The following is a 14,951-nucleotide window of genomic DNA, read 5'->3' as shown; positions in this document are numbered from 1 at the left end:
GTACCGACGGTAGGAGAGCCCGGCGGCATGAGTCCAACTAAAGATTCTTGCTCTGGTTAAGCTGAGCTTCATGAGCGGCCTCGACTCCACCCAGCTGCGTACGCTCGCGGCGGTGGTCGCCGAGGGCAGCTTCGAGGCGGCGGCCCGGCTGCTGCACGTGACACCGTCGGCGGTCAGCCAGCGGATCAAGGCGTTGGAGGAGACCGTCGGTCAGGTGCTCGTCCGGCGTCACCGGCCGTGTGACGCCACCGAGGCCGGCCGTCCACTGCTCCGCCTCGCCGGGCAGCTCGCGCTCCTGGAACGGGAGGCGCTGGCCGACGCGCGCGGGCCGCTCGGCGGCGACCCCGGTCGTACCCGGGTCGCCGTCGTGGTCAACGCCGACTCGCTCGCCACCTGGTTCCCGGCGGCCCTGGCCCGCCTGCCCGACCAGCCGGAACTCTCCTTCGACATCCGGCAGGACGACCAGGACCACACCGCCGAACTGCTGCGCGCCGGTGCGGTGACGGCCGCCGTCACCGCACAGCGCGAGGCGGTGCAGGGCTGCCGCGTACGGCGTCTCGGCGCGATGCGTTACCGGGCACTGGCCGCCCCGCAGCTGGTCCAGCGGTGGTTCTCCGGCGGGCTCAGCCGCCCGGCCCTGGCCGCCGCGCCGGTGGTGGTCTTCGACCGCAAGGACCGGATCCAACACCGCTTCCTGCGTACGGTGACCGGGCGCGCCCTCGACCCGCCCGTGCACTACGTGCCGTCGGTGCCGGCGTTCAACGAGGCGATCCGGCTCGGCCTGGGCTGGGGGCTGGTGGCGGAGCAGATCGCCGACGCCGACGTGGCGGCCGGCCGCTGTCAGGACATCGCGCCCGGCCGGGTCCTGGACATCCCGCTGTACTGGCAGCACTGGCGGCTCGACTCGCACGTGCTCACCGTGCTGACCGCCGCCGTCTGCGCGGTCGCCGCCGAAACCCTCCGCTGACGCGGCCCCGACCCGCCCTGACGCGCCCCGGTGTCTCAGGCGATGGTGCAGATGGCGGCACCGGCGGTGATCACCGCGCCGACCTCGGCCGAGAGGCCGCTGACGGTGCCCGCCCGGTGGGCGTGCAGCGGCTGCTCCATCTTCATCGCCTCCAGCACCACGACCAGATCGCCCTCGGCGACGGTGTCCCCGTCGGCGACCGCGATCTTCACGATGGTGCCCTGCATCGGTGAGGTGAGCGCGTCCCCGCTCGCCGCCGCGCCGGCCGTGACGCCGCGACCCCGGCGGGCGGGCCTTCTCGCGGCCGGCGCCGTGCCGGCCGTACCGCCGCCGAGACCGGCGGGGAGGCTGACCTCCAGCCGCTTGCCGCCCACCTCGACCACGACGGTCTCGCATTCGGCCGGACCTGCCGCGGCCCCTGCGGCGGCGGTGAACGGCGGCACCGTGTTGTCGAAGCCGGTCTCGATCCAGCGGGTGTGCACCTCGAACGGCTCGGCGGTGAACGCGGGATCGCGGACCACCAGCCGGTGGAACGGCAGCACGGTGGCCATCCCCTCCACCACCATCTCGTCCAGCGCCCGGCGGGCCCGTTCCAGCGCCTCCGTCCGGGTCTCGCCGGTCACGATCACCTTCGCCAGCAGGGAGTCGAAGTTGCCGCCGATCACGTCGCCGGCCGAGATGCCGGCGTCCACCCGCACCCCGGGGCCGGTGGGCAGCCGCAGCGCGGTGACCGTGCCGGGGGCGGGCAGGAAGTTGCGGCCCGGGTCCTCACCGTTGATCCGGAACTCGATGGCGTGCCCGCGCGGGGTCGGGTCCTCGGTGAACCGCAGCTTCTCGCCGTCGGCGATCCTGAACTGCTCGCGTACCAGGTCGATGCCGGCCGTCTCCTCGGTGACCGGGTGCTCCACCTGGAGCCGGGTGTTGACCTCAAGGAAGGAGATGGTGCCGTCGCGGCCGACGAGGTATTCCACCGTGCCGGCGCCGTGGTAGCCGGCCTCCCGGCAGATCGCCTTGGCACTGTCGTGGATCTGGGCCCGCTGCCCGGCGGTGAGGAACGGTGCCGGCGCCTCCTCGACCAGCTTCTGGTGCCGGCGCTGGAGGGAGCAGTCCCGGGTGCCCACCACGATCACGTTGCCGTGCTGGTCGGCGAGGACCTGCGCCTCCACGTGGCGCGGCTGGTCGAGGTACCGCTCGACGAAACACTCGCCCCGGCCGAACGCGGCGACCGCCTCGCGGGTGGCCGACTCGAACAGCTGCGGAATCTCCTCCATCGTGCGGGCCACCTTCAGCCCGCGCCCGCCGCCGCCGAAGGCCGCCTTGATCGCCACCGGCAGTCCGTGGTCGATGGCGAAGGCCATCACCTCGTCCGGGCTGCCGACCGGGTCGGCGGTGCCGGGCACCAGCGGCGCTCCGGCCCGCTGGGCGATGTGCCGGGCGGTGACCTTGTCACCGAGGTCGCGGATCGCCTGCGGCGTGGGGCCGATCCAGATCAGGCCGGCGTCGAGGACGGCCTGGGCGAAGTCGGCGTTCTCGGAGAGGAAGCCGTACCCGGGGTGCACCCCGTCGGCACCGGAACGGGCGGCGACGTCGATCAGCTTGTCGATGCGCAGGTATGTCTCGGCCGCGGTGTCGCCGCCCAGGGCGTACGCTTCGTCGGCGAGCGTGGCGTGCAGGGCATCCCGGTCGGAGTCCGCGTACACCGCGACGCTGCCCAGGCCGGCGTCCTGGCAGGCGCGGACGACGCGGACGGCGATCTCGCCCCGGTTGGCGATGAGTACCTTGCGCACCTGGTGGCTCCTCCCGGCGGGTTACTGACCGGGAGTTTATCGGTCACCCTGGTGGCCCTAACGATCGCTCAGGGTGTGATGGCGACGATGGCCGACGGAGGCCACGAGCGGGGAGTACGAGATGATCGAGACCAGAGGGCTGCGGAAGTCGTTCCGCAGCCGGGCCGGTCGGGAGACGAAGACCGTCGAGGCGGTCCGCGGCGTCGACCTGGACGTCCCGGCCGGTGAGATCTTCGGGTTCCTCGGCCCGAACGGCGCCGGCAAGACCACCACCCTCCGGATGCTGGCGACGTTGATCGAGCCGGATGGCGGGCAGGCCACCATCGCCGGCGCCGACCTGCTCAAGGACCCGGGCGAGGTGCGCCGCCGGATCGGCTACGTCGCCCAGGGCGGGAGCACGTGGGACGAGTCCACCGCCCGCGAGGAACTGGTGCTCCAGGCCCGGATGTACGGCATCGGCAAGGCCGAGGCGCTCCGGCGGGCCGCCCGCGCACTGGAGGCGTTCCAGCTCACCGAGTTCGCCGACCGTAAGTGCAAGACGTACTCCGGCGGTCAGCGGCGCCGGGTCGAGATCGCGCTCGGCATCATCCACGAGCCGAAGATCGTCTTCCTGGACGAGCCGACCACGGGGCTCGACCCGCAGAGCCGGGCGCACATGTGGGACGAGATCCGCCGGCTGCGTACCGACGGGATGACGGTCTTCATCACCACGCACTACCTGGACGAGGCCGACGCGCTCTGCGACCGGATCGCCATCATGGATCATGGCGAGCTGGTCGCCGAGGGCACGCCGGTCGCCCTCAAGCGGGAGATCTCCGGTGACGTGGTGCAGGTCGGCCTGGACGTCACCGCCACCGGCGAGGCCGGCAAGCTGCTCGACGGCGAGGAGTACGTGACCCGGCTGGAGACGCTCGACGAGGGCGGGCTGCGGCTCTTCGTCGACGACGGTGCCACCGCCATCCCCCGGATCCTGCGCCGCATCGACAGCGCCGGGCTCGACCTCAAGTCGATCGAGCTGCACCGCCCGAGCCTCGACGACGTCTTCCTCACCAAGACCGGCCGCTCGCTGCGCGAGTCCTGACCCGACCAGGAGACTTCATGAAGCTCGCCCGCGACACCTGGCTGATCTTCCAGCGGCAGCTGCACCTGCTGCTGCGCAACCCCGTGTGGGTCTTCGTCGGCGTCTTCCAGCCGGTGATGTACCTGCTCCTCTTCGCCCCGCTGCTCAAGCCCGCGCTGAACGCGCCCACCCAGGCCGAGGCGTACAAGATCTTCGTGCCCGGCCTGCTGGTGCTGCTGGCCATCTTCGGCGGCCTCTTCCAGGGCTTCGGCCTGATCGCCGAGCTGCGGGCCGGGGTGATCGAGCGGTCCCGGGTCACCCCGATCAGCCGGCTCGCCCTGCTGCTCGGCCGTTCGCTGCGCGACGTGGTCTCGCTGCTGGCGCAGGCGGTCATCATCACGCTGCTCGCGCTCCTGTTCGACCTGCGCGTCTTCATCGGCGACCTGCTGCTGGCGTACCTGATGCTCGCCCTGATCGCGTTGATGACCTCGGCCGTCTCCTACGGCGTCGCGCTGAAGGTCAAGAGCGAAGACGCCCTGGCGCCGCTGATGAACACGGTGGCCCAACCGGTGCTGCTGCTCTCCGGCATCCTGCTGCCGCTCGCCTTCGCGCCCGGCTGGTTGCAGGGCGTCGCCAAGTGGAACCCGTTCTCCTGGGCCGTCGACGGCACTCGGGCGCTGTTCAACGGCGACATCGGCGACGACCGGGTCTGGCAGGGGCTGACCATCATCACGGTGCTCGCCGCCGCCGGCGTCTACTGGGCGGCCCGCCAGTTCGCCAACAGCGTCCGCTGACCGGCGGCGACGAGTCGGGAGCCGGGTGGCCGCGTCAGTGCACGTGGGCGAGGGTCAGCCCGTCGGCGATCGGCAGCATCACCGCGTCCACCCGCACGTCGGCCAGGACGTCGTCGTTGAACGCCGCGATCGCCCGGTCGTCGGCGCTCTGCGGCGCCACCACCCGGCCGTTGCGCAGCACGTTGTCGACGGCGATCACCCCACCGGGCCGCATCCGGGGCACCAGCTCCGCCCAGTAGACCGGGTAGCCCGTCTTGTCGGCGTCGATGAAGGCGAGGTCCAGGTAGCGCTCGTTCGGCAGCTCGCGCAGCGTGTCACCGGCCGGTCCGATGCGCAGGTCGATCCGGTCGTCCACGCCGGCCCGCGCCCAGTACCGGCGGGCGATGCTCGTGTACTCCTCGGAGATGTCGAAGCAGGTCAGCCGCCCGCCCTCGGCCAGCCCGCGGGCGATCGCCAGCGAGGAGAGACCGGTGAAGGTGCCCACCTCCACCGCGTGTCGGGCACCGAGCAAGCGGGTCAGGAACGTCAGGAAGGCGGCCTGCTCCGGCGCGACCTGCATCGACGCGTGCTCGGGAAGCAGGGCCAGCGTCTCCCGGGCCAGGTCGCGCACGATCTCGTCCGGCGGCGCGCCGTGCGCGACGAGGTACGTGTGCAGGTCGTCGGTGAGCGGAATCGACTTGAGCGTCATGCTCGAAAGCTAACCGAGTGGTTCGATCGTCTGGTTACCGGGCGCGACCTTCGTCCACAGATCGGTGATCCGCAGATCCAACTCGGCGACCAGGCGCCGCAACAGGGGTAGTGACAGCCCGATCACGGTGCCCGGATCGCCCTCGATCCGCTCCACGAACGGCCCGCCCAACCCGTCGATCGTGAACGCGCCGGCCACCGCGAGCGGTTCGCCGGTCGCGACGTACGTGGCGATCTCGTGATCGCTGACGTCGGCGAAGTGCACCACCGTGGAGGCCACCGCCTCGGCGCGACGCCCCGCCACAATGTCGACGAGACAGTGGCCGGAGTGCAACACCCCGCTGCGCCCGCGCATCCGCTCCCACCGCCGGGTGGCGTCGGCCGCGTCGTCGGGCTTGCCGAGGATCTCCCCGTCGAAGGCGAGCACCGAGTCGCAGCCGAGCACGAGCGTGTGCTCGTCGTCGGTCGGCCGCAGCCGGGTCAACACGGCCTGCGCCTTCAGCCGGGCCAACTCCAGGCAGAGATCCTCCGCCCGCTCGGTCACCACGAGCGATTCGTCGACCCCGCTGACCAACACGTCCGGCTCGATGCCGGCAGACTGCAGGGACTTGCGGCGGGCAGGGCTCGCCGAGGCGAGCACGAGGCGGAGCGGCGGGGCATCAGGCACGCCGCCGACGTTACCGGCTGCCCGCGTACGCCACGCCCACGCCACCCGGAGGTTCCCTTCGCGGCCTTGCGGCGTTTGGGGGTCGAGTTGCCCCGGCCCGGTCGCTGGGACTCGGCGTGGGGCCTTGTTTGGGTGCACTTCTTGTTGCCTGAGCGACAAGAAGTGCACCCAGTACGAGGGTGGCCCCTGCGCGCCGGCCGAGTTACCCGATCGGCGCCCAGTGGCGCAAGATCCGGTGAGCGCCCGCCCCGACGGTGGTAAGCGCTTCACCTGGGCGGCCACCAGGCCCTGCCGGCAGTTAGCCTGGTCAAATAGCGTGATGCACATGGATGAACGCGGGGCGCGAGTTCGTGAGGCACGCCGCCGGCTTACGCAGGACGGTCCACCGTGGACGCGACCTCACGAGCGGGACTTCGAGACGGTCACGTTGCCGGAGCGGGACTGCGACCTGCTGCGAGATCTGTTGATCGCCGAGCAGGCCGAGACGGTCGTCGAGGTCGGTCTGGCCTACGCCAGCTCCGCCCTGGCGATCGGGGAGGCCCTGATCACGGTCGACGCGCCGGATCCCCGCCACGTCATCATCGATCCCTTTCAGGAGAGCGCGTACTCCAACGTCGGCTGGGATCTCCTGCTCGCTGCGGGACTGGACTCGATCGCCAGCCTCGTGCGGGCCTGGTCCTCCATCGCGCTCCCCGACCTTGTCACCGAAGGTCTGGTCGCCGACGTGGCGTTCGTGGACGGCAGTCACCGTTTCCACGAAGTCTTCGTGGATCTCTACTTCCTGCGCAAGATCGTCCGGCCGGGCGGAATGATCGTGATGGACGACGACTGGACGCCCTCGGTGCGCACCGCCGTGCGGTACTACGACCTGAGTTTGGTCATTTCGTTAGTGCCTGAGGTCCGCTCGGCGTGAGGGCGTTGATGATGGCTTGCTGGTCGGGGTCGATTTGGGGTGGGAACGTCTGGGTGGCGTTGTTGATCGCGAGGGTCGCGGATCGTAGTGGGCGTAGTTGACGGAGGACGTTGCGGATCGCGAGTCCGGTGCGGTTCTGGACTTCGCGGGTGACGGCCAGGGCGGTGAAGACGATGGTCAGGTGTGCCTCGATGGCGTCTTTGGTGTGGTGGAACATGGGTCGGGCGGCGAGGTCGGTTTTGGACATGCGGAAGGACTGCTCGACGTGCCACAGGTCGTGGTAGTTGGAGATCACGTTGCTGGGGCTCATCACGTGGTGGCCGATGTTGGTGACGTAGCCCTTGAGCCCGACGAGTTTGCGTGCTCTGGCCAGTGACGCTTCGTCGAGGGTGCGGGTGTTGCCGTTGATGGTGACGAACCTCGGGGTTCGGGTCGTCTTCTCTCCGGCGATGACGGCTCGTGCCTTTGCCTCTTGGGCGTTGAGGGTCTTGTTGTCCCGGACAGCGCGGGTGGCTGAGTAGGCCCACACCGCCCGCCACGAGGATGTATGGGTTCGTGGGTTCCACACCGGTTCGGCTTTGAGGGCGGGGTCGTTGTCGCGGTTGGTGCCGGTGCGGGGGGTGATCGTGTCGATGATCTGCCCGTCGGTGAAGTAGTCCCCGTGCCAGCGGTAGTGGGACTCCAGGTCGATCGGCGCTTTGGTGGTGCGGGAGCCGACGATGAAGCCGAGGCCGGCCTCGTCGAGTTCGCGTAGGTTGGTCGCCGAGAGCATGCCGGCGTCGGCGACGATGACCATGCCGGTGATCTGGTGGCGGGCCTGGAACTGGCGGATGACCGGCAGCAACGTCAGCGTCTCGGCCTTGTTGCCGGCGAAGCAGCCGATCTCCAACGGGAACCCGTGCCGGTCGACGAGCAGCCCGACGACGATCTGCGGGTCTACGCGTCGTTCCTTGGAGTATCCGACCTTGCGCAGGTCGTCCTCCTTGTCGGCCTCGAAGTACAACGTGGTCACGTCGTACAGGCACAGGCTGACATCGCCGCTGCTCATGGCGTGGGCGAAGCACAACTGCGCGATCTGGTCGCGGTATGCGCCTGTGTGGGCGCGGGTCAGGGTGCGGCGCATCGTCTTCTCGCTGGCCGGCTTACAACCCAGGTCGGTCAGCACCCGGCCGGTGTCTCGGATCGAGGTCGGCTCCACGATCCGCGCGATCACCAGGTCCCGGAAGACCCTGTCACCCACCGCGTCGAACCCCAGGGCTGTGAACACCGAGGCCAGCACGTCGTACAGCACCCGCGACGCCGTCGACACCACCCGCGGCGCGGCGACCGCCGCTGGCCCACGCTCCGGTGAACCGTCGGCGTCCAACAGCGCCGCGTCACCGGCCGGGCCGACCAACGTCGCCCTCGGCGCGACCGGCTCGATACCGAGCTCGAACTCACCCTGCCCGGGATCGGCGAGAAGCTCGCGGGCCCGCGACAACAGCAGCCCCAACTCAGCCTCGGTACGCGCCGAGCCCACATGAGCAACGATCCGCCGACGCCCGCCAACGGACTCGGCGATCTGCACCGCCGTCGCGCCCGAAGCCGTCCGCACCCGCCGAATCCACGCCACGAACCCGAGCGTAAGACACCAATTAGTGCCTCAGAAACATCCCACCAGCACCCAACACCCCAGGTCAGAGCGCTACACCCCGTCGCGCCGCGAGGCGGTGACCAAACTCAGGCGCACCGCCGTGCGGTACTACGAGCAGAACCTGGGGTGGATGGCGATCCCCGACGCCTTCGCCGGCGGAACCCGCCGCAACATCGGCGACGACCCCGCAGCCGACACCGTGCCCCGCTGCCGCGCCCTCCGGCTTCCCGCCTCCGTGGTCGAACCGCCGTTCGAGCAGTTTCACCCGTTCTGAACCGCCCCGGCACGCTATGCCGGTCTCACCGATGCCTCAGTGGGTGATCCGGGGCGGCGGATCATCGGACCGGCGCCGGCGGCGGACGAACAGCCCCCACGCACCGCCGGCCGCCAGCAGAATGCCCAGCGTGATCAGGCCGCGTACCGTCGCCGCCGCGTCCTCGTCGGCTGGTGGCCCATCCGCCGCCGTGGTCGGGCCAGCGCCGTCCGGCGTGGCCTTGGGCACCGACTCAAAACCCCTCGGCGGTACGTCTGCCGTCAGCGCCGCCACCAGGTCGATCACCCCATAGCCGTACTGGTCGTCCCGCCCAGGTGGCCCCTTGTCGACCGCCGTCGCAGTCAGCCGATGAACCACCTCGTCAGCCGGCAGGTAAGGATACTTCGCCCGAATCAGCGCCACCGCCCCCGCCACAATCGCCGCCGCCCCCGACGTGCCCGTTCCTTTTCTGTACTTGCCGCGAATACTCGTACTGTAGATATCCACTGCCGGTGCGACGAGGTCTATGCTAGATCCAGAAACGGAAATCGCGGCTAGCTTCCCTCCGTCGTCGACTCCGCCTACTGCAACCACCCCGTCAGCGGCCGCAGGATATGGAACGCTTGAATCCGCAGGGCGATTGCCTGCTGCTGCAACAACGATCACGTTTGACGATCGCGCGGCGTCAAGGGCACGTAGCAAGCGCGAACTTAGGCCGCCGCCAGCGGAAATGCTGATCACATCGGCACCTTCTCCAACTGAGTATTCGACGGCGGCGGCGAGTAGATCAAGTTCGCCCTCCGTGTCTGCATCGAAGCAGCGGACAGGCACAATTTTTGCTCTTGGTGCAATTCCCAATGCTCCAGTGTCCCCAGTTTGGCCGTGGGCGGCAATTATGCCGGCCATTCCAGTGCCATGTCCTGTGGTGTCTTGGTGCCCGGCCCTTGCGTCGCCTGCCAAGAGGTCAATGCCGGGAAGGAGATTGCTCCGAAGGTCTGGATGGGGGTCGACGCCGGTGTCGATCACGGCGACAGTGACTCCCTCGCCTTGGGTGATGCCGTGGACCTTGGTCATGTTCAAGTATGGGAGGTGCCATTGATCCTTCCGTACACGGCTGGCGTGGTCTGGTGTCGTAGTAGCTTGCGCCAGAGCCGGTGATGTCAGCGGCAGCGTGCATAGCACGAGCGCGAGAAGCGCAAGCCTTGCAGATGCCGAGATGACTCTCACCGGTTCAGACCGATGGCGGGACCAGGATCCACTGGCCCTTCCTCATCGGGAGGGCGAACTACGGGATTCACTCCCGGCTCTACTTCCCACGGATGGTCCGGATCCCATCGATGCGTATCGTCCTCGCTGCCTCGATTGTGGCGATTCGCTCGTGGCGGCGGTCCGAGACCCACACCGCTGGGTAATGTGGGCGTTGTTGGGACTCCAATCAGCCCATGGGTTGCCCCGGGTCCCCTTCCTCTGCCTGGCCGGGAACCTGCCCCGCCTGTTGGGGCAGTCCCAGCTGCCCCTCCGCCGATTATGCCGCCGATTGGGTTAATTTGGCGTGATCGCGCACTTTCCGGTCCGGAATGACCAAACCCGAGGCCAGGTGATCCCCCGATTATGCCGCCGGGGGGCATTGCCTTAGGCGGGTTGGTATTTGGAACCGTATTGGCGCCCTTACCGATCGGTCGGCTCTCCTGACCTAGCCGAGGGGAAACCGGTCGGATAATTATGCCTGAGAATGGTGGAGCGCCCTCGCTGGGTGCCGGCCGTAGGGTTGTTGGGCTCGCAGGAGGTGTGCTGGGGGCCATGGGGCTGGCTGGTTGCGCGGCCAGCTGAGGGCCTGCTTCACCGAGAACAGGCCCAACAGCCAGCGCTGTGGGCTTAGGAACCAAAGGCGGCACAGAGCCTGGTTGTTTGGCGATTGATGTGCCTGTCGACGGCAGCGGGACCGGCATAATGGGCGGAATGATCGGCGCTGCGCCACCGCCATAAGCGTCAGGTGACGCCCCATCCCGAACACTTGGCTTGGTGGGTGGGGGGTGGCGGAGGTGGAGTTGGGCTTGTTGGAGTTCGCCGCTGAGTCCGTACATGATGCCGCGCGCCTGGATGTTCAGCCGTTCCAGGTCGGAGTCCGTGACTGGCGGCTGGCTGGCTCGGCTGCCGAGGACGGCCTTCGGGTCGGCTGCCGTCTCTTCCCAGGATCGTTTCTGTTGCAGTTTGCCGGCGTACTCGTCGTAGATTTTCTTGATCTCGGTCCGGCTGCTGCTGATGGCCTGGGTCGCCGCCGACAGCGCGGTCTGGTTGGCGGCGGCGGCGTCGTGCGTACGCTGCACCTGATCGATCAGCGCGTCCAACTCGGCGATGTACGCGCGGGACGCCTCGTTCGTCTCGGGTGGCCAGACCCGGGCGAGACTCTCGCGGTAGGTCCTGAGTCGTCCGAGGTGCTGGCCGGCCAGCTCGCAGACCTTGCGCCAGCCGGCGACGTGTCGCCAGTGGTTGTCGGTGTGGTGGTCCTGCAGGCAGGCCCACATGTCGGCGACGTTCATCAGGTACCAGTCGGTCAGGCCGGCGCTGCGGCCGACGCCCGGATCTCTCATCGCAGCACCACCGGGCCGGAGGCGTCGGGGCCGGTGGGATCGGTGAGCGACGGCGATGGCGATGGCGCGGGTGGCGCGGGCACCGGGCCGGGCAGGCCGAGCGCCCGCCGGACGTCGGCGACCCGGGCTGCGGAGAAGGCGTCGACGTCGTCGTACTGCTCGGCCACGAGCCTGGCGGCCTCCGCCAGGTGGCCGGTGGCGTCGCCGACGCCCCACACGGCGTTGGTTGCCGCCTGCTGGGTCTCCCAGTGTGCGCGCATGAACTGCACCATCTCGACGAACGCGTCGGCCGGGCTGGGCACCGTGGTCAGCATGTCGTCGGCGATGTGACGCAGGTGCGGTGCGTAGCCGCTCTCCACCTCGGCGCGGAGCTTGTCGGCGAACTCCCGCATCTGGCGGATGTCTGCCTCGACGCCGCCGGAGCCGCGTAGCCAGGACGCTGGTCGATCCTCCTCAGGGATCATCGGCTCTCCCCACCTGTCACGACGTCGTTTCCCTGAGTGAGGTTAGACGGTGGATGCCGCCCCCGGCAGCCCCGGGCGGGCGCCATCCCGGGCCGGCGCACGGCAGCGGTGTCGCGTACCGGATCAGCGCGGTAGGCCGGAGGCGCGCCACGCGCCGGTGCCGGGCGCCGGTGCGGTGCCGGCCGGGCGGCCGCTGCGCGCCCACGTCGAGGCGGTCGCCGGTGCGGGCCCGGCCGCGGGACGCGAGCGTACGGCGATCGCGCCCACCAGCGCGGCCAGTTCCTCGGCCGTCGGCGTGCCGCGCACGACCCGGAACAGCGGCTCTTCGACGGACATGACCTCAGCGTACGCGCCGTGAGGTTGACCTTCGTCGCACAGTGGCGTGCCGGCGGTGTGACGGTGAGCGCTGCCGGGTACCGTCTCAGCGATGTCAGAAGCTTCCCCCCAACTCGTCGCCGACCGGTACCGGCTGATCTCGCCGCTCGGCCAGGGCGGCATGGGTCGGGTATGGAGGGCGCGCGACGAGGTGCTGCACCGCGATGTCGCGATCAAGGAGTTGGTGCCGCCGCCGGGCCTGACCAACGATGAGCGCCGCGAGATGCGCGAGCGCTCGCTGCGCGAGGCCCGCGCCATCGCCCGGCTCAACAACATCAACGTCGTACGCATCTTCGACGTGCTCCGCACCGATGGTGACCCCTGGATCGTCATGGAGTACGTGGCGTCCCGGTCCTTGCAGGACGCCATCGCGGCGGACGGTCCGGTGTCGCCGGCCCAGGCGGTGGAGATCGGGCTGGGGGTGCTGAACGCGCTGAGGGCCGCGCACAAGGCCGGCATCATGCATCGGGACGTCAAGCCCGGCAACGTGTTGCTCGGCAACGACGGCCGGGTGGTGCTGACCGACTTCGGCCTCGCGACGATTCCCGGCGACCCGAACGTCACCCGTACCGGCATGGTGCTCGGCTCGCCGGCGTACATCGCGCCGGAGCGGGCCCGCGACGGCACCGCCGGGCCGGAGGCCGACCTGTGGTCGCTGGGCGCCACGCTCTACGCGGCCGTGGAGGGCAAGTCCCCGTACGCGCGGCCCTCGGCGATCAGCACGCTGGCCGCGCTCGCCACCGAGCCGGTGCCGCCGGCACGCAACGCCGGGCCGCTCAAGCAGGTGCTCAACGGGCTGCTCCGCAAGGACCCGCAGGAGCGGCTCACCGCAGAGTCGGCCGAGCGCATGCTGCACCGTGCCGCTGGCCGGCGGTCCCGGGGCATCTCGCTGCTCGGTGGCGTACGCCGGCCCGGGCCGAACGGTCCGCGCGAGCCGCGCCCACCGCTGGTGCCGGCGCCCCGCCCGTCCGGTGAGCGGCCGACGCCACCGGTCACCCCGCCCGCGCCCCGCACGCCACCCACCGCCGGGCTGGTGGCCGGAGCCGCCGCGGCCGCCGGCTCCACCGAGAATCGTTCGACCGGCACCCCGCCCGGTTCGGATGCCGACCCGACGGCCAAGGTTCCCGCTCCCGCCAGCGGCGCGGATGCCGCACCGACGACGACGGTCTCCACCACCGGGACCAGCTCCACCGCCGGGGCCAACGTCGACGTCGGACAGGGCGGCGGGACGGGCGACGCCGAGACCGGCTCGGAGGCGGGGCACGACGACGCCGGGCAGGCCGATGCCGGGGCCATCTCGCAGACCGGGCAGGTCGACGCCGGAGAGGGCGTGCCGCCGCAGACGCGGGCCGGGTCGAGCAGCGCGACGGATGACGGGGCCGCCTCGGGCGCGTCGGGAGATCAGCCGACCCAGGGAGCCACCGCGACGGAGAACCAGGCCGCAGCGGGTGACCGCGCCGCCTCGGCCGCGACGGGGGATCAGGCCGCGACGGGTACGGCAACGGCCGGTGCGAACGCCGCTTCGGACGCCGCGCCGACGGCGAAGGTCGACCGCTCGGGGTCCGCCTCGACGGCCGAGCAGGCCCGCCGGGTGGGTTCGCCGGGGGGCGGCGACGCGCGGAGCGCGCCCCAGCCGACCGCGGTCATGCCGGCGGCGCCGGTGAGCCCGGCGCCGGCGCGCGGCTCCGTCTTCGCCGCCGGCCAGTTCCGGTCGGAGCGGACCCGCCGCGCCGTGCTCGTCGGCACCCTGGTCGTGCTGCTGCTCGTCGGTCTGGTGGTGGCGGTGCCGCTGCTCACCAGGGGCGACGGCGAGGATGGCGGGACGCCGCAGGGCGCGGCGGGCACCACGAGCGCACCCGCGCCGGCGACCTCCGAGCCGGCCGCGCCGCCACCGACCCCGGCCAGCCCGTCCGCCTCGCCCAGCCCGTCGGCCTCGCCGAGTCCTTCCGAGACGGCCGGTGGCCTGCCCGAGGGGTGGACGCTGCGGACCGACCCGGTGGGCTTCAGGGTGCCGGTGCCGAACGGTTGGCGGCGCAGCGCCGGTGGCACGTGGGTGCTGTACAAGGAGCCGAACGGCGTCCGCGAGCTACTCATCGACCGCACCGACCGGCCGCAGCGGGACGCGGCCGCCGCATGGCGAGCCATCGAACCGGCGCGGAAAAACGTCGTACGGAACTACGAGTACATCGACATCTCTCCGATCGACTGCAAGTGGCGGACCTGCGCCGACTGGGACTGGCGGGAGACCCGGGACAACACGCTGATCCGGACCCGCAACCGGGGCTTTGTCACCGCCAGCAATCGGGGTTTCGCCCTGCGCTGGGAGGTCGCGGACCGCGAGTGGGAGGCCCAGCTCGACAACTTCGAGATGATCTTCCGCGAGTTCGTACCGGACCGCCAGGACTGATCGAGGCATGACCCTCCCCCGTCGGGGTACCTGATCTCCGACGACGGAAGGGAGGCCCGAGATGGGTTACCGAGGAAGGGATGCCCGGCCCCGGTTGGCACTGTGGACCCTCGTCGTGCTGGGCAACGTCGTACTGCTGGTGGCCACCGTCGGCGTCGTGGTGCTGACGACCCTGCTGAGCGTCGTGACGCTCGCCGGGGCCGCCTTTGTTGGCTGGCACCTCACCCGGCGGGGGCACGTGTCCCGGCGAGCGGGGATGGCCGTGCCGGTCGCGCTCGTACGGCGGCGGGCCTGAGCCGCCCCGCGGCAGGTCCGGCGAATCGCTCGGCGGCAGGCCCGGCACTTCAGGCCAC

The 14,951-nt window shown here is 70.5% G+C and carries 14 protein-coding genes; 7 read left to right on the top strand and 7 right to left on the bottom strand.

Annotated elements, in window-relative coordinates:
• The first annotated feature begins 70 nt into the window (after positions 1-70).
• Positions 71-967: a LysR family transcriptional regulator ArgP gene (locus tag O7615_RS05535; protein ID WP_278176210.1), complete on the top strand. Its 897-nt coding sequence runs from the start codon at positions 71-73 to the stop codon at positions 965-967.
• A gap of 35 nt (positions 968-1,002) precedes the next feature.
• Here O7615_RS05535 and O7615_RS05530 read toward each other — a convergent pair whose 3' ends face one another.
• Positions 1,003-2,754, bottom strand: a complete 1,752-nt coding sequence (locus O7615_RS05530; protein ID WP_278176209.1) for a biotin carboxylase N-terminal domain-containing protein — start codon at positions 2,752-2,754, stop codon at positions 1,003-1,005.
• 121 nt (positions 2,755-2,875) lie between these two features.
• On the opposite strand from O7615_RS05530, the gene O7615_RS05525 reads away from it, so the two are divergent.
• The gene (locus O7615_RS05525; RefSeq protein ID WP_278176208.1) at positions 2,876-3,835 is read left to right on the top strand and encodes an ATP-binding cassette domain-containing protein; all 960 of its coding nucleotides are present in this window, start codon (positions 2,876-2,878) and stop codon (positions 3,833-3,835) included.
• Positions 3,836-3,852: 17 nt separating this feature from the next.
• Entirely contained in the window at positions 3,853-4,608 is a 756-nt protein-coding gene (locus O7615_RS05520) for an ABC transporter permease (protein ID WP_278176207.1), read from the top strand.
• Between the two features lie 34 nt (positions 4,609-4,642).
• On the opposite strand, the gene O7615_RS05515 is transcribed toward O7615_RS05520, so the two are convergent.
• Positions 4,643-5,296, bottom strand: a complete 654-nt coding sequence (locus O7615_RS05515) for an O-methyltransferase (protein ID WP_278176206.1) — start codon at positions 5,294-5,296, stop codon at positions 4,643-4,645.
• 9 nt (positions 5,297-5,305) lie between these two features.
• Positions 5,306-5,962 (bottom strand): nucleoside triphosphate pyrophosphatase, encoded by a 657-nt coding sequence (locus O7615_RS05510; RefSeq protein ID WP_278176205.1) that lies wholly within the window; start codon positions 5,960-5,962, stop codon positions 5,306-5,308.
• A gap of 235 nt (positions 5,963-6,197) precedes the next feature.
• Here O7615_RS05510 and O7615_RS05505 point away from each other — a divergent pair, with 235 nt between their 5' ends.
• Complete coding sequence (locus O7615_RS05505; protein WP_278176204.1) at positions 6,198-6,875, top strand: class I SAM-dependent methyltransferase; 678 nt, start codon at positions 6,198-6,200, stop codon at positions 6,873-6,875.
• On the opposite strand, the gene O7615_RS05500 is transcribed toward O7615_RS05505, so the two are convergent.
• A complete protein-coding gene (locus O7615_RS05500) occupies positions 6,841-8,487 on the bottom strand; it encodes an IS1634 family transposase (RefSeq protein WP_278176203.1) in 1,647 nt (548 codons plus the stop codon). The two genes, O7615_RS05505 and O7615_RS05500, sit on opposite strands and share 35 nt — an antisense overlap.
• A 97-nt stretch (positions 8,488-8,584) precedes the next feature.
• On the opposite strand from O7615_RS05500, the gene O7615_RS05495 reads away from it, so the two are divergent.
• Positions 8,585-8,782, top strand: coding sequence for a hypothetical protein (locus O7615_RS05495; protein WP_278176202.1), 198 nt, complete (start codon positions 8,585-8,587; stop codon positions 8,780-8,782).
• Between the two features lie 36 nt (positions 8,783-8,818).
• Here the strand turns inward: O7615_RS05495 and mycP are convergent, their stop codons facing one another.
• The 3 genes from mycP to O7615_RS05475 form a co-directional block, all read right to left on the bottom strand.
• Positions 8,819-9,835 carry a type VII secretion-associated serine protease mycosin gene (gene mycP, locus O7615_RS05490; protein ID WP_278181980.1) on the bottom strand — a complete coding sequence of 339 codons (1,017 nt, stop codon included), beginning with the start codon at positions 9,833-9,835 and terminating at the stop codon, positions 8,819-8,821.
• Between the two features lie 1,513 nt (positions 9,836-11,348).
• Positions 11,349-11,816: a hypothetical protein gene (locus tag O7615_RS05480; protein ID WP_278176200.1), complete on the bottom strand. Its 468-nt coding sequence runs from the start codon at positions 11,814-11,816 to the stop codon at positions 11,349-11,351.
• Positions 11,817-11,939: 123 nt separating this feature from the next.
• On the bottom strand, positions 11,940-12,152 hold the full coding sequence (locus O7615_RS05475) for an acyl-CoA carboxylase subunit epsilon (protein ID WP_278176198.1): 213 nt from the start codon (positions 12,150-12,152) through the stop codon (positions 11,940-11,942).
• Positions 12,153-12,243: 91 nt separating this feature from the next.
• Between O7615_RS05475 and O7615_RS05470 the strand changes: the two genes are divergently transcribed.
• Together O7615_RS05470 and O7615_RS05465 are read left to right on the top strand one after the other, a co-directional pair.
• On the top strand, positions 12,244-14,598 hold the full coding sequence (locus O7615_RS05470) for a serine/threonine-protein kinase (RefSeq protein ID WP_278176197.1): 2,355 nt from the start codon (positions 12,244-12,246) through the stop codon (positions 14,596-14,598).
• A 61-nt stretch (positions 14,599-14,659) separates the two neighbouring features.
• Positions 14,660-14,893 carry a hypothetical protein gene (locus tag O7615_RS05465; protein WP_278176195.1) on the top strand — a complete coding sequence of 78 codons (234 nt, stop codon included), beginning with the start codon at positions 14,660-14,662 and terminating at the stop codon, positions 14,891-14,893.
• Positions 14,894-14,951 lie beyond the last annotated feature (58 nt).

The sequence above is a fragment of the Micromonospora sp. WMMD1082 genome (assembly GCF_029626175.1).
Classification (GTDB): domain Bacteria; phylum Actinomycetota; class Actinomycetes; order Mycobacteriales; family Micromonosporaceae; genus Micromonospora.
Note: the sequence above shows the minus strand (reverse complement) of the source record. Positions and strands in the feature narration are given on the sequence as shown.

Excerpts from the sequence above, each read along its gene's own strand:
- O7615_RS05535 (WP_278176210.1), top strand. The coding sequence starts at position 71 with ATGAGCGGCCTCGACTCCACCCAGCTGCGTACGCTCGCGGCGGTGGTC.
- O7615_RS05525 (WP_278176208.1), top strand. The coding sequence starts at position 2,876 with ATGATCGAGACCAGAGGGCTGCGGAAGTCGTTCCGCAGCCGGGCCGGT.
- O7615_RS05520 (WP_278176207.1), top strand. The coding sequence starts at position 3,853 with ATGAAGCTCGCCCGCGACACCTGGCTGATCTTCCAGCGGCAGCTGCAC.
- O7615_RS05515 (WP_278176206.1), bottom strand. The coding sequence starts at position 5,296 with ATGACGCTCAAGTCGATTCCGCTCACCGACGACCTGCACACGTACCTC.
- mycP (WP_278181980.1), bottom strand. The coding sequence starts at position 9,835 with ATGACCAAGGTCCACGGCATCACCCAAGGCGAGGGAGTCACTGTCGCC.
- O7615_RS05480 (WP_278176200.1), bottom strand. The coding sequence starts at position 11,816 with ATGATCCCTGAGGAGGATCGACCAGCGTCCTGGCTACGCGGCTCCGGC.
- O7615_RS05475 (WP_278176198.1), bottom strand. The coding sequence starts at position 12,152 with ATGTCCGTCGAAGAGCCGCTGTTCCGGGTCGTGCGCGGCACGCCGACG.
- O7615_RS05470 (WP_278176197.1), top strand. The coding sequence starts at position 12,244 with ATGTCAGAAGCTTCCCCCCAACTCGTCGCCGACCGGTACCGGCTGATC.
- O7615_RS05465 (WP_278176195.1), top strand. The coding sequence starts at position 14,660 with ATGGGTTACCGAGGAAGGGATGCCCGGCCCCGGTTGGCACTGTGGACC.